A 13,668-nucleotide genomic window follows, 5' to 3' on the forward strand; every position below is an offset into this window, starting at 1 on the left:
TGGGGCGTAAGCGGTTGCAGCGTGCGCCAGCCGGTACAGCGCACACTGCGAAATCGCGGGCATCTTGCTATGCTTTCAGCGAGGTAGGGTGAATGCGCACCTGCACCGGTTCATCGGGCTTGAGGCGGAAACGGAAACCCACCCGCCCCAGATGCACCAGGTCGCCTTCTTGCACACGCGCGCCCTCAGGCGAGACCGGTGCGTAGTTCACCCACGTGCCCGCCGCCGAACGCTGATCGGCAATGAAAAACACGCCTTCATCGGTGCGCCACAACCGCGCGTGCAGTGGCTCGACAGACGGGTCGGCCACCACCACATCGGCCTGCGCGGGGTCAGAGCCGAGCGTCACCTCCGTGGCCTCAATGCGCAGGGTCGTCAAGTCGGGCATCTCGGCCACGGCCGAGGCCAACGGCACCAAATAAGCCAGTGCCCCGCTTGTGGGGACAGGCGTGGCGGCCTGACGCCGAGGCACCCAAGACCACCAGCGAGGCCGGCTGTGCGGGGCAACATGCGCCTCCGCAGGGGAAGGTGTTGCAGCGGGAACCGTTGCCCGTCGCGGCCGCCGTCGGCCACCCCACCAGAGTACTGAAAGCAACACCAACCCGGCCAACACCACAATGGCAATGGTCAACGGTTGCCGATACGCCGCCAGGGTGACCGTCAGCGTGGTGGCAGGCTGCGGCACCGAAATCTGCACCGTGACCGGCTGGCTACGGGCCACCAGCCCGTACATATCTTCCACTTCGGCCTGAAGGGTGTGGGCGCCGCCATGTTGATATGCCGTCAGGTCCCATCTCAACGTGTCATAGGGCGGTTCGGTGCGCACGTCAACGGGCTTCCCATCAACCAGCAGCGCCACCCGCTGCAGGCTGCGGGGGTGGTCATCGGGGAAACTGACACCCACCCGCACCGTCACCGAGGCGGGCCGGCGCTTCGCGGGGTCGGTCTCGCCTTCCGGTAGCACGCGGGTGATTTCCTGCGGTGGGTCGAGCAAGGCCACTTCCGGCGGCTTCAAAGCAAACCGGAAGTTCACCGGCCTGGCGGTGAGGGTTTCGCCCTGCGGCGTATGCACGGTCAGGCGCAGGGTATGGTTCTCGCCATGCACGGCTTCGCTGATATAGGTCAGGCGGTAAATGTGCGTCAGGGGCGCAAAAAGGTCCTTCAGCAGCGGCAACGTTTCAGCGCCGGAAAAGAAATACAACCGCCCCAGCGTGTTGTTCGCGAACTCGGCCAACTGCTGGGCTTCGGGGTTCTGCTGCAATTCCGGCGGCCCCACCAACCAGATATACACCCGCACGCGCGACTGCTGCGCGAGGGAAAGGTACTGCGGCAAATCCTTAAGCGCCTGTTGGCTCGGCAGAGGCGTAATCCAGAGCAGGGCGCGCCCCATGCCAGGGTGCGGCGTCGGGTCCACGGCCAGTTTCAAACCGGCGGAAAGCGCCTTGAGGCCGGTTTCCTCGGGCTTGGTGTCGGGCTTGTAAGCATCCAGCGCCTGCTCAAAGGTGGGAAAATCGGCCAAGTGAGCCGTTTGTGTGCCATCGGAAGTCACCAGGCTGAGGTCGTAAGGGACGTCATGGGGCTGGTCAGCCCAGGAGCGGACCTGGTTGTAGATGTATTGGTAGCGGCTAACGCCGAGGTTATCGCGCACCCCAAGGGCCCGCCCGGCTTCCACCGCAATCACCACCTGGGCGCCAGGCTGCTGCTCTTGCCACGCGGCCAACGCGCGCGGGTGGCCGTCTTCGCTCACCTGCACGTCGGCCGGGCGAATGTGAGCAATGAACTGCCCCTGCGCGTCCCAGGCTTCAACCCAGGCGCTCACGCGCGGGAAATCGGCAGTGTCGAGGCCAAAGACGGCAATCCAGGCTTGTGGCTGCGCCGCGGACACCCGCGCTGCAGCCACCGCGGCCATCAGCCCAACGGCCAACCAGAGGAAAATTTTGCGCATGGCCTCATTTTAGCACGAATTGGGGTAGTTTCAGAAAATCCGCGGGGGCACCAAAACGCCGTAGGGCGGGATGGCGTCCCGCCCTGCACTTACTTTTTTCCTTCCCCGTCCCCGGCCGGGCGGGAAGGCTTGCTGCCCTCGCTTTCGCCTTCCCCTTCCTCGCTGTCGCCGTCTTCCTCCCCGTCTTCCCGCTTCAGGGCTTCGGCAAAGGCGTCTAACCCATCCTGTACGGCGCGGTTGAAGGTGCCTTCGGGGAAGTTGCCTTCTTCATCGGGCTCGCCGGAGGGCATGTCGGTCAGCAGCGCGATGGCCTCGTCCACGGTGCGCACCGCCCAAATGTGGAAACGGCCTTCCGCTACGGCCTGGCGGACTTCTTCCCGCAGCATGAGGTGGCGCACATTGGCTTCGGGAATGATGACGCCCTGCTCGCCGGTCAGCCCTTTGGCCTGGCAGGTGGCGAAAAAGCCTTCAATTTTCTCGTTCACGCCGCCGATGGCCTGAATCTGGCCGTGCTGGTTGATGGAGCCGGTGATGGCGCGATCCTGGCGCAGGGGCACCTGGGCGATGGCCGAGAGCAGCGCGAGCAGTTCGGCAGCCGAGGCGCTGTCGCCTTCCACGCCGCCGTAGGATTGTTCAAAGGTGAGCCGGGCCAGGAGGTTGAGGGGGCGGCGGCGGCCATAGCGCCAGCCCAGGAAGCCGCCCAGAATGAGCACGCCTTTGGTGTGAATCGGGCCGCCGAGTTCGGCGCGGCGTTCAATGTCCACGACATCGCCTTCCCGCGAAGGGTAGGCGGTGGCGCTGACCCGCGTTGGGTAGCCAAAGGCGTAATCGCCCAACATGACGACCGAAAGGGCATTGATGCGCCCCACCGCCTTGCCTTCCACGTCAATCAACAGTACGCCGTGGGCAATTTCTTCCTGAATGCGCTCTTCCAGCAGGTTGGCGCGGTAAATTTGCTCGCGAATGGCGCGGGAAACATCCTCGGCGGTCACCTGCTCGTGCCCGGCCTGCTGAGCCCAGTAAGCCGCTTCGTGGAGCAGGTCCACCACCTGGCCAAAGCGGGTGGAAAGTTTGCTCTGGTCTTCGGCCAGGCGCGCCCCATGCTCAATGACCCGCGCCAGCGCGTCGCTGCGGAAGTGCGGCAGCCCTTCCCGTTCCACCACCGTGCGGATGAAAAGGGCATATTCCCGCTCGCTGGCCTCGGTGCGGGGCATGGTATCGGCAAATTCCGCCCGCACCTTGAACAGCCGCCCGAAATCTTCATCGTAAGCCCGCAGCAGGTAATACATCATCGGCGTCCCGATGAGCACCACTTTGAGGTGCAGGGGCACGGGTTCGGGGTCGAGGGTAACGGTGCTCACCCAGCCCATCTGCGCGCCGAGTTCCAGAATGCGGATTTTGCCGGTCCGCAGGGCGCGCTTGAGGCCATCCCAGGCATAAGGGTGCACGAGCAGGTCGTACATGGGCAGCAGCAGGAAGCCGCCGTTGGCGCGGTGCAGGGCGCCGGCGCGAATGAGGGTGTGGTCGGTGCGGGTGGCGCCCATGATGACTTCGTGCTCGATGCGCCCCAGCAGGTTGTAGTACGAAGGGTGGGTTTCCAGCACCACCGGCGCGCCCTGCTGCTCGCCGTTGTCCACCACCACGTTGACGCGGTAGCGCCGCGCCCACATTTCCCAGGCCGGGCCGTCGTTCTCGTCATCCTTCAGAAAACGCTGGGCGTTGGCGATGATGTCTTCCCGCACGGCATCCAGGAAGGCCTCCACGGGCGGGTAGGGGAACTCGGCTTTGAGTTTTTCTACCAGATGGCCGACCACGAACTCGGTGGTGCGGCGGTTGAGTTCCTGCAGGCGCTCGCGGGCTTCCTGCTCCATCTTGCGGATGTGCTCCAGGGTTTTCTCCACCTCGCCCTGCAGCGTCTCGCGGATTTTCTCCAGTTTGGCTTTCTTTTCCTCATCCAGTTTTTCCAGTTCTTCCGGCGAGAGGGGCTTGCCCTCCACGGCGGGCACCAGGGCGAGGCCAAAAGGCGTCTGCACGATGGCGAAGTTGAGTTTGGAAGCCTTGATTTGCAGTTGGGTGAGGGCTTCTTCCTGCTTTTTCTGCAATTGGGAAGCCAGGCGGTCGCGCTCGCGACGGTAAGCCTCGGCGGAAAAAGCGCGGCGCATTTCCTGGCGCACCGTCGTCACGAAAGTATCCAGGGCGCTGCGCAGGCGACTGCCCTGGCCGGCCAGAAGGCGCAACATGCGCGGGTGGTCGGGGGCAGCGAAGTTGTGGACATAGCATAGGTCGTCGGGGGAAGGCAAATCGGCGGCCTTGCGGGCGAGGTAATCTTGCACGAGGGTGGTGCGCCCGCTGGAAGGCAGGCCGAGGACGAAAATGTTGAACCCCTCACCGCGCACGGCGGTGCCCACCTCCAGGGCGCGGAAAGCGCGCGGCTGACCGACCACGCCTTCCAGCGGCGGCAAAGCGGCGGTGCTTTCTGCGCCCAGCGCGGCGGGGTCAGTGGCGCGGTAGAGGTCGGCAGGGGCGAGTTCACGACCAAAGGAAGTTGCCATGCGAGCCTCCTTGAGGGCAAGGGAAGTATCAACGGGCGTTGGCTGCAGCGTTGAAAGCGACCAGTTTTTCCCAGTCAATCAGGCCATTGGCATGACAGAAGTCTTGAAGGAAGTCTCGCGTCAGCCGGTTGATCAATTGAGCATAGGCTTGTTGAAAAACTGCATTGCGCTGTTTGGCCTGGTGCCCCAGCGGTTCAATGATGTCCAAATAGAGCCGCTCATTGCCGGAAATGAATTCCCAAAACCGTTGCCCACAGAGTTTGAGATAATCCCCCTTATCAGGATGGTTGTCACGGCCATAAGCACAGCCGTTAACGGCTACGACTGTACCTACCCCTGCATTTTGCCGCAAGCGCCGGATGGCCTGCTGAAAGTTGCGTTTCATGCGCTGGATCTGGCTGGAGTTACCCCAGTTAGGGCCGGATTTGATAGAGACAAGGTAGTAAGTGCCCTCGCGCTGGAATTCCAGATCAATGCCTTCAGCAGTGGATTTGTGCCCTCCAAAAGTCTGCTGGCACACGAAAATCGCCAGGCCCTCCAGAAATTCACCAAAAAGTGTCTCTTCCTGTGAAGAGAGGTGGGCATCCAGAATGCTTCGGATGAGTGCCTCGGCGGTAAGGATATTCTTGGCGCGAAAGAGATAGGGGTTCTTCCGCCGCAAAATCTGGTGCAAACGTAGCCGTTCCAGGCTTTCCAAACGACGCTGGTGGAACGTGCCGATGTGCTCGGCAATATAATCTCGGACACTTTCAAGATTCAGAGGTTTTGGTGTCATAAGTGGCAGGCTCCTCAGCCAGCAGGTAGGGTTGCATAGCGGCTAAAGTGCGTTTGACCTGCTCGTAATATTCCGGCATGATGTCAATGCCAATAGAATTGCGCCGTAAGCGGTAGGCCACCCTCAGGGTGGTTCCCGACCCCATGAAAGGGTCCAGCACCCAATCGCCTTCGCGCGTGAACAGTTTAATGAAAAACTCCGGCAAGGCTTCGGGGAAAACGGCACTGTGGTTGCGGTTGCGGGTTTCTGTGGCAAGGTGTAGCACGTTGGTGGGGTAAACTTTCTCCCGCCCTACCCAGTTGGCCACACGCTTGCCAAAACCGCTCCCCACACGAGAGACATCACGGATTTTGTCGGTAGGGCTGAGGTTGCGAAGTCGTTTTTGCGCCCAGTCTCCTACCGGCACCATCACGGCTTCCTGGTACATGTGAAAACGGCGCTGTTTGTTGAATTGCAGGAGGCGTTCCCAGGCATCCCGAAAGCGGTTTGGCCACTTGCCAGGGTAGGAATTCTTCTTGTGCCAGATGAACTCTTCCGTCCACAGCCAACCCTGTTCCCGCAAGGCGAGGATGAGTTCCAAGACATAGGTGTGTCGTTCACCGTTGACCACGCGTTCTTTGATGTTAAGAATGAAAGTTCCCGTGGGCTTCAAAACGCGCTTCAATTCGGCGCTAATGGGCAAAAACCATTCTACATACTGGTCAGGATGCACGCCGCCGTAGGTGTGTTTCCGCCGGTCGGCATAAGGCGGAGAGGTCACAATTAAATCAATAGACTCATCCGGAAGCGTTTTCAGCACTTCCCGGCAGTCACCGAGCAGAGGACGGGCAATAATTCCTGACAAAGGCATGGTTTTCCTCACAAAGGCGTTCTCCTATCCCCATTTTAACACGGCCGTGGCTATGGGGGCCCTGCGGTGCCCGGCAGCAGGGCGGGCAAAGCCTGGGGCGCATAGCGGGCGACGGTGTCGGTGTCCAGGGCGTTGGCGCGGCAGATGGCGGCGTAGAAGTCGGCGCTGGGGCGCGGCGTGCGGCGCTGGGTTTCCCGTTCCAGCGCCCAGAGGCCAAAGCGGCGCGTCCAGCCGCGGTCCCATTCAAAATTGTCCACCAAAGTCCAGTGGAAATAGCCTTTGACCGTTCCGTAAAGGTTCAAAGCACGCCACATCTGGTGGATGTGTTCGGCCAGATAGCGCGGGCGCAGGGTGTCTTCGCCGTCTTCCACGCCGTTTTCGGTGACGATGACCGGCGCGCCGAAGCGCTGCGCCCAGCGGATGCCCTGGAACATCCCCTGGGGGGCGTGGGCGATGTCGCCGTGCTCGCTGAGGGGGGCTTCCGGGGGGAAGACCCGGCGGGCATAACCCGGCCGGTGGGGGGCAAAGGCCAGCCTGTCGGAAGTGTAGTAGTTCAGGCCGAAGAAATCCAGCGAAGGCCCCAGGCGGCGGTCGCGGCGGCTGCCGACGGGCAGCAAGCGCCGCCCCAGCCCGGCTGCCCAGGCAAAGTAGTGGTTGAACCAGCGGTGCTGGGCGCGCGCCACGGCCACATCGGGCGGGAACCACGGGCGGGCGGGCGTCATCGGGCGGTAGTAGAGCACCAGCCCCACCCGCGCCTCGGGCTGCAAGCGGTGGATGACTTCGTAGGCCGCAGCGTGCCCCAGCGCCAGATGTTCGGCCACCTGCAGCGCGAGACGCACATCTTGCTTGCCCGGCGGGAAAATGCCTTCGACGTAACCCAGCGCCGTATAGACATTCGGCTCGTTGATGGTGCACCAGTCGGCCACGTAGGCTTTGAGGGCATCCACCACCCGGCCCACAAAGCGGGCGAAGTGCTGCGGGGCTTCGGGGTTTTCCCAGCCGCCCATTTCAGCCAGCCAGAGCGGGTCGGTGAAATGATGCAGGGTGACGAAGGGCATCATCCCCCGCTCGCGCAGGCCGCGCACCATCTGGCGGTAATGTTCCAGCGCGTCTTCGTCCCAGCGGTCGGGGGCGGGCTGGATGCGGCTCCATTCCACCGAAAGGCGGTGGGCGTTCTGCCCGGCTTCGGCGGCGCGGTCAAAGTCTTCTCGCCACCTGCCGCTCCACCAATCGCAGGCGCGCCCGGCGGTGTGGCCTTCCAGCACCCGCCCGGCCTGCTCCCAGGCGTGCCAGGTGTTGTTGGTGTTGCCGCCCTCCACCTGGTGGGCGGCGGTGGCCGTGCCCCACAAGAAGCCCGGCGGGAAAACGTAGCGCGCCCGCATCCCGGCCCTCAAGCGACCACTTCGCCCAGCGCGTCCAGCACGCTGGTGAGGCGGTCGTAGTCATCCCGCAAGAGGGTGATCAGGTGGCGGGTGGCCTGGGCCACCCATTCGGCGTCGTCGCCCGTTTCGGCGTGGGCCTGCCGCGCCTGGCGGAAGTGAACGGCCAGGAGTTCATCGGCGGGCACGTCGGCGGCGCGCAGGATGTGCCGGAAGTAGCCCAGCCGCCCGGCGCGGGTGAATTCGCGCACTTCGGCGGGCGAGCAGAGGTAGAGGTTCGCCAGGGTCAGCGGGGGGCGGGGCGGCAGCAGGTGCACAATGCGTCCCTCGGCCGTGCGGTAGCCCAGCGAAAGCACGCCGATTTCCACCGGCAGGTTGCGCTGGTGCTGGTCGGCGTGGATGCTGGGGGGCACTTCGGGGGCAATGGTCAACTGCCGCACCAGGTTGTCGCCCGGCAGGCGGATTTCGGAGATGATGCCGAAAATCTCCGAGGCAGGCGCGGCGTCTTGTTCAGGCGCGGCGACGCGCACCAGCGCGCCGAAGGCCAGGCCGCTTTCCTGCAGTTGCGGCACCCGGCAGCCTACCAGGGAAGCGGTGGCGGAAGCCTCTAACACGCGTCCGACGAATTGCGGCGAGGCGGTCATAAGCACCTCACAATCAAGGGGGAATGCGAACCCACGGGAACCGCGGGGGGAACAGCCTCAACAAAGCAAGGGAACTGTTCAGCCTTGGAAGGGAGAACTACAGATTTCACAGATTAGCACAGAAAACACGGAAATGCTCTTTGCGCCTTTTGCCTTCTGCGCGCTTTGGCGTTAACCTCTTGGCGTCCTGGCCTTCTTTGCGCTTCTGCGCGCTTATCGCAGGCAGGCTGAACAGGGGCTACTTCGCAGGGGAAGGCTGCGTCAGCCGTCTCAGCACCGCGGCGCGCACATCGGCCTGGACGGCTTCCCGCGGGCGGTGAGCAGGAATGCGCACCCAGCGTTGCGGCTCGGCAGCGGCCAGTTGGGCATACCCGGCCTGCACCCGGCGGTGGAAGGCCAGGGCTTCGGCATCGAGGCGGTTGCGGCGCGTCGGTGCAATGCGCGCCAGCCCGGCTTCCACCGGCAGGTCAAGCCACAGCGTCAGGTCGGGCCACAGGCCGCCGGTGGCATAGTCAATCAGGCGGCGCAGTTCGGCAACATCCTCACCGCGGCCATAGCCCTGATAGGCTAAAGTGGAATCGGCATAGCGGTCGCAAATCACGATTTTGCCCGCTTTGAGCGCCGGGGAGATGAGTTCTTCCACATGCTGGGCGCGAGAGGCCTGGAAGAGCAGCACCTCGGTGCGGGGGTGCATGGCCTGGTTGGTGCGGTTGAGCAATACCTGACGAATCTGGTCGCCGATGGGCGTACCCCCCGGTTCGCGCGTCAGCACGACGGTGTAACCCTGGCGTTCCAGAAATTCGGCCAGCAAGCGCGCCTGCGTGCTCTTGCCGCTACCTTCCGGCCCTTCAAAGGTGATGAACAGCCCCCCCATGTTACCCTTCCCGCGTAATCCGCACCCGGCGGAAAGGCTCGCGCCCGTAGGAGCGGGAAGCCAGGTGGGCCTCTTCGGCCAGGCGATGTTGCAGGCGGCGGATGTCGGCAGGCGCCGGGGTAAGGTCTACCCAGTCGGCGCCCTCCAGCACGGCTTCAATGGCGGCCTGGGTTTCGGCCAGGATCTGGTCGATGGTCATGCTGTCGGCGCGGGCTTCCAGGTGGAAGAGGTTTTCCAGGAAGGTCTCCATCTGTTTGACGGTGTTGGAGCGCAGCACATGGATGGGGAGGCCGCGGTTTTCGGCGTCCACGATGACCCGCGGGCGCTTGCGATAGTAGGAGCGCAAAGTCACCAGCACCTGCGCATCGCCGAGGTTATCCACCACGCGGGCGGGCACATGCAAGTATTGGGCGGCTTTGCGCAGCCGGTTGCGGGCCACGCCGTGGGGGTAAATGCGAATCGGCCGCAAGCCGCGCCCGCCCTGCGCCGCGGGCTGGGCGTAGCGCGCTTCCTCTTCCATTTCCTCGCCCCCCGCAAAGGAAGGCACACCGCGGCGCTTCGGCCCGCGACGGTCGCGGTTGTTCTCTTGCTTGAGGGTGATTTCCTCAATATGGATTTCGCCGTCTGCGTCACGGGAACGCAGTTCCGCCCGCAGCGGTGCCCCGCGCAGGAGGGCATCCACCGCCTCAGCCACATCTTTGTGCACCAGCAGGCGGTCGCGGTCCTGGATTTCCACCAGGATGTCGAAGGTGGGCGGCGAGCGGCGTTCCAGCACGGTTTTCTGGGTGCCGCGGCGGCGGGCTTCCTCGTCGGAAAGCGTGACCGATTCGATGCCGCCGACCAAATCGGAAAGCGTGGGGTTGAGGAGCAGGTTTTCCAGCGCGTTGCCGTGGGCGGTGGCGATGAGTTGCACGCCGCGCTCGGCAATCGTGCGCGCGGCCAGGGCTTCCAGTTCACGCCCGATTTCGTCAATGACGATGACCTCGGGGTTGTGGTTTTCCACCGCCTCGATCATCACCTCGTGCTGCAACGAGGGCATGGGCACCTGCATCCGGCGGGCGCGCCCCACGGCCGGGTGAGGCACATCGCCATCGCCGCCGATTTCGTTGGAGGTATCCACAATGACGACGCGCTTTTTCTCAGCCAGGATGCGGGCGGCTTCCCGCAGCAGGGTGGTCTTGCCCACACCGGGGCGGCCCAGCAGGAGCACACTCTTGCCGCTCTCGATGAGGTCTTGAATGATATCCACCGTGCCGTAAACCGCGCGCCCCACGCGGCAGGTCAGGCCCACCACATCGCCGCGGCGGTTGCGGATGGCCGCGATGCGGTGCAGGGTGCGCTCGATGCCGGCGCGGTTGTCTTCATCGAACGCACCGACCCGCGCCACGACGTAGTCAATCTCCTCACGGGTGACTTCGCTTTCCCGCAAGACGATTTCGCCGTGGGTAAAGCGCGCCGTGGGCACCCGCCCGAGGTCGAGGATGACTTCCAGGAGGTTGTCGCTGTCGTCGGCGTTCTCGACAGCGCGGGCAATTTCAGGGGGCAGCACGGCCAAAAGGGCGTGCAGATCGTCGGTGATTTTACGGGTGGTCATACGACCCTCATTTGGCAAACAGAGTAGGCTGAGGCGCTTCCCGCTGCGCGGCCGCAGGCACCGCCTCGGCCACGGGTTGGGGCTGCACAGCCCAACGCGCCAGCAACGCCAGCGGCTCGCTGGGGCGGGCATCCAGCCTTTCGAGGGGGCCTTCCAGCCACACCTGGGCTTCGCGCACGGCAATGTAGAGGGGCTTTTCGCCCGTGCGCAGGAAGGCCACCAGCGCGCGTAAGGCCTCGCACGGGGCAGCAATGTCGGGGTCGAGCCAGGGAACAACCCAAATACCCTGCGGGCCGGCTTCCCAGCGGGCGACGCCCCGCACCTCGCCGTCCTCCAGATACACCACCGCGGTAGGAGCCGCGGCAGGCGGCGGCAAAAGATGCCGCACCAGCGGCGGCGTCAGGTTGGTGTAAAGCCTGTCGGCAGCCCAACGCTCATCGGCACGCGGCCACCGCCAGCGGCCTGCGCGGGCTTCGGCATGTTCTGTGGGCATCTGCCACAACCGCTGCCGGGCAAACACTCGAAAGCTCGCCCGCCGCAACGCGGGCAGCCACGGTGCCTGCTGGGGGGCGTCGGCCAGCAACGCGCGCGCGCCGCGCAGCGCGGGGTGCGCCAGCAAGGCTTCCACCAGCGGGGTCAGCGCAGTTTCAGGCGAGAGGGCGGTTTTGGGGGCCAGGTAGAGCAGGCGTGCAATGCCTTCCTGGGGATTGTATTCGGCCAGGCCTACCAACGGCGCCCCCTCGGCCGCTTCATCGGCCACCACCGCCATCCCCGTGGCAGCGGAAAACAATGCCACCAACGCGCCGCTTACCAGCCCCGCGCCGCCAATGACCGCGCGACGGCTATCCAGGCAAAGCGCCTGTTCGCGGTAACGATACAACAGCGGCAGGTCGCGCCAGGTCAACGCGCGGGGCAAAGTGCTCACCGGTCAGGTTCCCATCCGGCCAGGTGCAGGAAGTAGCGGTGAAAGCGGGTGTCGTCGGTCAGTTCGGGGTGAAAGGCCGTAGCCAGCAGATGCCCTTGGCGGGCGGCTACAATGCGGCCGTCTTCCAACGTCGCCAGCACCTCCGCGGGCGGGGTGACGGTTTCGATGAGCGGCGCCCGGATGAAAATGGCATGGAACGGGCGGTCGTCGTCGGGGGCGACGGCTTTGAGGGCAGGCACCGGAATATCCACCTCGAAACTGGCGACCTGACGGCCAAAGGCATTGCGCTCCACGGTGATGTCCATCAGACCAAGGAGCGGCTGGTCACGGCGGGCATCCTTCGAGAGGAAAATCGCCCCCGCGCACGTGCCCCATATGGCGTGGTCGCGGCCAAAGGCCCGCAACGGCTCCAGCAGGTCAAAAGCCACGGCCAGTTTACCAATGGTGGTCGATTCACCGCCGGGGATGATGAGGCCCGCCAGCCCATCCAGGTCGGCGGGGCGGCGCACTTCGCGCACGGCGACGCCGATTTCGCGAAGCACCACTTCATGCTCCCAAAACGAGCCTTGCAGTGCGAGCACGCCCACGGTGAAGTCGGTGCGCGGGGGCGGCACTTTCTCAGGGGGAAGAAGGTTCGGAGCAGGCATGGGCATAGGCAATGGCGAATAGCAAACTGCGAGGGTAAATTACCAGCCGCGGCCGGCCAGGCGGGCTTCAGCGGGCAGGTCGGCGGCCTGTTGGCCGCGCATCGGCTCGCCCAGGCCCTTGCTCACTTCGGCCAGGATGGCGGGGTCGTTGTAGTGGGTCACAGCCTTGACAATGGCCGCGGCGCGCTTGGGCGGGTCTTCCGACTTGAAGATGCCGGAACCCACGAAGATGCCGTCCATGCCGAGTTGCATCATCAGGGCCGCGTCGGCGGGCGTCGCGATGCCGCCCGCGGCGAAGTTGACCACCGGCAGGCGGCCGAGTTCCTTCACCTCGCGCACCAGATCCAGCGGCGCGCCGATTTCCTTGGCGTAGGTGTAGAGTTCTTCGTCGGCCATCGTCTGCAAGCGGCGGATTTCACCCAACACCGCCCGGGCGTGCCGCACGGCTTCCACCACGTCGCCGGTGCCTGCTTCGCCTTTGGTGCGGATCATGGCCGCGCCTTCGGCAATGCGGCGCAGGGCTTCGCCCAGATTGCGCGCCCCGCACACGAAGGGCACTTTGAACTGGTGCTTGTCGATGTGGTGCTCTTCGTCGGCGGGGGTCAGCACCTCGGATTCGTCGATGTAATCCACGCCGAGGGCTTCCAGAATCTGGGCTTCCACGAAATGCCCGATGCGCACCTTCGCCATCACCGGAATGCTGACCGCATCCATGATTTTGAGAATGAGTTCGGGGTCGCTCATGCGCGCCACGCCGCCCTGCTTCCGAATATCGGCAGGGACGCGCTCCAGCGCCATCACGGCCACCGCGCCCGCGTCTTCGGCAATTTTGGCCTGTTCGGGCGTCACCACATCCATAATCACGCCGCCTTTGAGCATTTGCGCCAGGCCAACTTTCACTTTGTAAGAACCGGTTTGGGCTTCCATTTTGAACCTCCGAGAATCATCCAATCTATCCTGCGCGTTTATTCTATCACGGGAAGGCAAGGGCGGGGAGTTTCGGCCACCGCCTGCGGTATAATGAAGGCCATGAACACCAAACAGCAACTTCAAGAGGCCTTGAAAGAGGCCATGCGCCAGCGAGATGACCTGCAGAAGCGCACGCTGCGCCTCGCGTTGGCAGCGATCAAGCTCGCGGAAGTGGAGCACGGCGGCGAGTTGGACGAAAATGCGGTGCTCGGCGTACTGCAAAAGGAAATCAAAGCCCGTCGGGAAACCATCGAAGGCGCCCGGCGCGCTGGCCGCGACGACCTGATTGCCGACGCAGAAGCAGAAACTGCGGTGCTGCAGGAATTCCTCCCGCCGCCGCTCACCCCCGAAGCACTGGAAGCCCTGGCGCGTGAGGTCATCGCCGAAGTGGGTGCCACCTCGCCCCGCGAGATGGGCAAGGTGATGGCCGCGCTGATGCCGCGCCTGCAGGGCCGCGCCACCGGCAAGGAAGCCAGCCAGGTGGTGCGTCGCCTGCTGCAAGGCTCCTGATTTT

At 64.3% G+C, this 13,668-nt stretch carries 12 protein-coding genes; 1 reads left to right on the forward strand and 11 read right to left on the reverse strand.

Going from position 1 to position 13,668, the window contains the following annotated elements; all coding sequences use genetic code 11:
* Positions 1-67 precede the first annotated feature (67 nt).
* The 11 genes from ENJ54_05515 to pdxS form a co-directional block, all read right to left on the reverse strand.
* On the reverse strand, positions 68-1,945 hold the full coding sequence (locus tag ENJ54_05515) for an FHA domain-containing protein (GenBank protein ID HFC09294.1): 1,878 nt from the start codon (positions 1,943-1,945) through the stop codon (positions 68-70).
* A gap of 89 nt (positions 1,946-2,034) precedes the next feature.
* Positions 2,035-4,497: an ATP-binding protein gene (locus tag ENJ54_05520; GenBank protein ID HFC09295.1), complete on the reverse strand. Its 2,463-nt coding sequence runs from the start codon at positions 4,495-4,497 to the stop codon at positions 2,035-2,037.
* 28 nt (positions 4,498-4,525) lie between these two features.
* On the reverse strand, positions 4,526-5,272 hold the full coding sequence (locus ENJ54_05525; GenBank protein HFC09296.1) for a cytosolic protein: 747 nt from the start codon (positions 5,270-5,272) through the stop codon (positions 4,526-4,528).
* Complete coding sequence (locus ENJ54_05530) at positions 5,247-6,122, reverse strand: site-specific DNA-methyltransferase (GenBank protein HFC09297.1); 876 nt, start codon at positions 6,120-6,122, stop codon at positions 5,247-5,249. Before ENJ54_05530 ends, ENJ54_05525 begins: the two co-directional genes overlap by 26 nt.
* 50 nt (positions 6,123-6,172) lie before the next feature.
* Positions 6,173-7,504 carry a glycoside hydrolase family 1 protein gene (locus tag ENJ54_05535; protein HFC09298.1) on the reverse strand — a complete coding sequence of 444 codons (1,332 nt, stop codon included), beginning with the start codon at positions 7,502-7,504 and terminating at the stop codon, positions 6,173-6,175.
* Positions 7,505-7,512: 8 nt separating this feature from the next.
* Positions 7,513-8,145 (reverse strand): hypothetical protein, encoded by a 633-nt coding sequence (locus ENJ54_05540; GenBank protein HFC09299.1) that lies wholly within the window; start codon positions 8,143-8,145, stop codon positions 7,513-7,515.
* A gap of 238 nt (positions 8,146-8,383) precedes the next feature.
* Positions 8,384-9,019 carry a dTMP kinase gene (locus ENJ54_05545; GenBank protein ID HFC09300.1) on the reverse strand — a complete coding sequence of 212 codons (636 nt, stop codon included), beginning with the start codon at positions 9,017-9,019 and terminating at the stop codon, positions 8,384-8,386.
* Between the two features lies 1 nt (position 9,020).
* Positions 9,021-10,613, reverse strand: coding sequence for an AAA family ATPase (locus ENJ54_05550; protein ID HFC09301.1), 1,593 nt, complete (start codon positions 10,611-10,613; stop codon positions 9,021-9,023).
* Positions 10,614-10,620: 7 nt separating this feature from the next.
* The gene (locus tag ENJ54_05555; GenBank protein HFC09302.1) at positions 10,621-11,538 is read right to left on the reverse strand and encodes a hypothetical protein; all 918 of its coding nucleotides are present in this window, start codon (positions 11,536-11,538) and stop codon (positions 10,621-10,623) included.
* On the reverse strand, positions 11,535-12,185 hold the full coding sequence (gene pdxT, locus ENJ54_05560; protein ID HFC09303.1) for a pyridoxal 5'-phosphate synthase glutaminase subunit PdxT: 651 nt from the start codon (positions 12,183-12,185) through the stop codon (positions 11,535-11,537). Before pdxT ends, ENJ54_05555 begins: the two co-directional genes overlap by 4 nt.
* Positions 12,186-12,224: 39 nt before the next feature.
* Positions 12,225-13,112 carry a pyridoxal 5'-phosphate synthase lyase subunit PdxS gene (gene pdxS, locus ENJ54_05565; protein ID HFC09304.1) on the reverse strand — a complete coding sequence of 296 codons (888 nt, stop codon included), beginning with the start codon at positions 13,110-13,112 and terminating at the stop codon, positions 12,225-12,227.
* 102 nt (positions 13,113-13,214) lie between these two features.
* Between pdxS and ENJ54_05570 the strand changes: the two genes are divergently transcribed.
* Entirely contained in the window at positions 13,215-13,664 is a 450-nt protein-coding gene (locus ENJ54_05570; GenBank protein ID HFC09305.1) for a GatB/YqeY domain-containing protein, read from the forward strand.
* Positions 13,665-13,668 lie beyond the last annotated feature (4 nt).

Source organism: Chloroflexota bacterium (assembly GCA_011322445.1).
GTDB lineage: Bacteria > Chloroflexota > Anaerolineae > Anaerolineales > DRMV01 > DRMV01.

What these genes read in the sequence shown, in the direction of transcription:
- ENJ54_05520 (HFC09295.1), bottom strand. Translation starts at nt 4,497, where the DNA reads ATGGCAACTTCCTTTGGTCGTGAACTCGCCCCTGCCGACCTCTACCGC.
- ENJ54_05525 (HFC09296.1), bottom strand. Translation starts at nt 5,272, where the DNA reads ATGACACCAAAACCTCTGAATCTTGAAAGTGTCCGAGATTATATTGCC.
- ENJ54_05550 (HFC09301.1), bottom strand. Translation starts at nt 10,613, where the DNA reads ATGACCACCCGTAAAATCACCGACGATCTGCACGCCCTTTTGGCCGTG.
- ENJ54_05545 (HFC09300.1), bottom strand. Translation starts at nt 9,019, where the DNA reads ATGGGGGGGCTGTTCATCACCTTTGAAGGGCCGGAAGGTAGCGGCAAG.
- ENJ54_05570 (HFC09305.1), top strand. Translation starts at nt 13,215, where the DNA reads ATGAACACCAAACAGCAACTTCAAGAGGCCTTGAAAGAGGCCATGCGC.
- ENJ54_05535 (HFC09298.1), bottom strand. Translation starts at nt 7,504, where the DNA reads ATGCGGGCGCGCTACGTTTTCCCGCCGGGCTTCTTGTGGGGCACGGCC.
- ENJ54_05540 (HFC09299.1), bottom strand. Translation starts at nt 8,145, where the DNA reads ATGACCGCCTCGCCGCAATTCGTCGGACGCGTGTTAGAGGCTTCCGCC.
- ENJ54_05530 (HFC09297.1), bottom strand. Translation starts at nt 6,122, where the DNA reads ATGCCTTTGTCAGGAATTATTGCCCGTCCTCTGCTCGGTGACTGCCGG.
- pdxS (HFC09304.1), bottom strand. Translation starts at nt 13,112, where the DNA reads ATGGAAGCCCAAACCGGTTCTTACAAAGTGAAAGTTGGCCTGGCGCAA.
- ENJ54_05515 (HFC09294.1), bottom strand. Translation starts at nt 1,945, where the DNA reads ATGCGCAAAATTTTCCTCTGGTTGGCCGTTGGGCTGATGGCCGCGGTG.
- pdxT (HFC09303.1), bottom strand. Translation starts at nt 12,185, where the DNA reads ATGCCTGCTCCGAACCTTCTTCCCCCTGAGAAAGTGCCGCCCCCGCGC.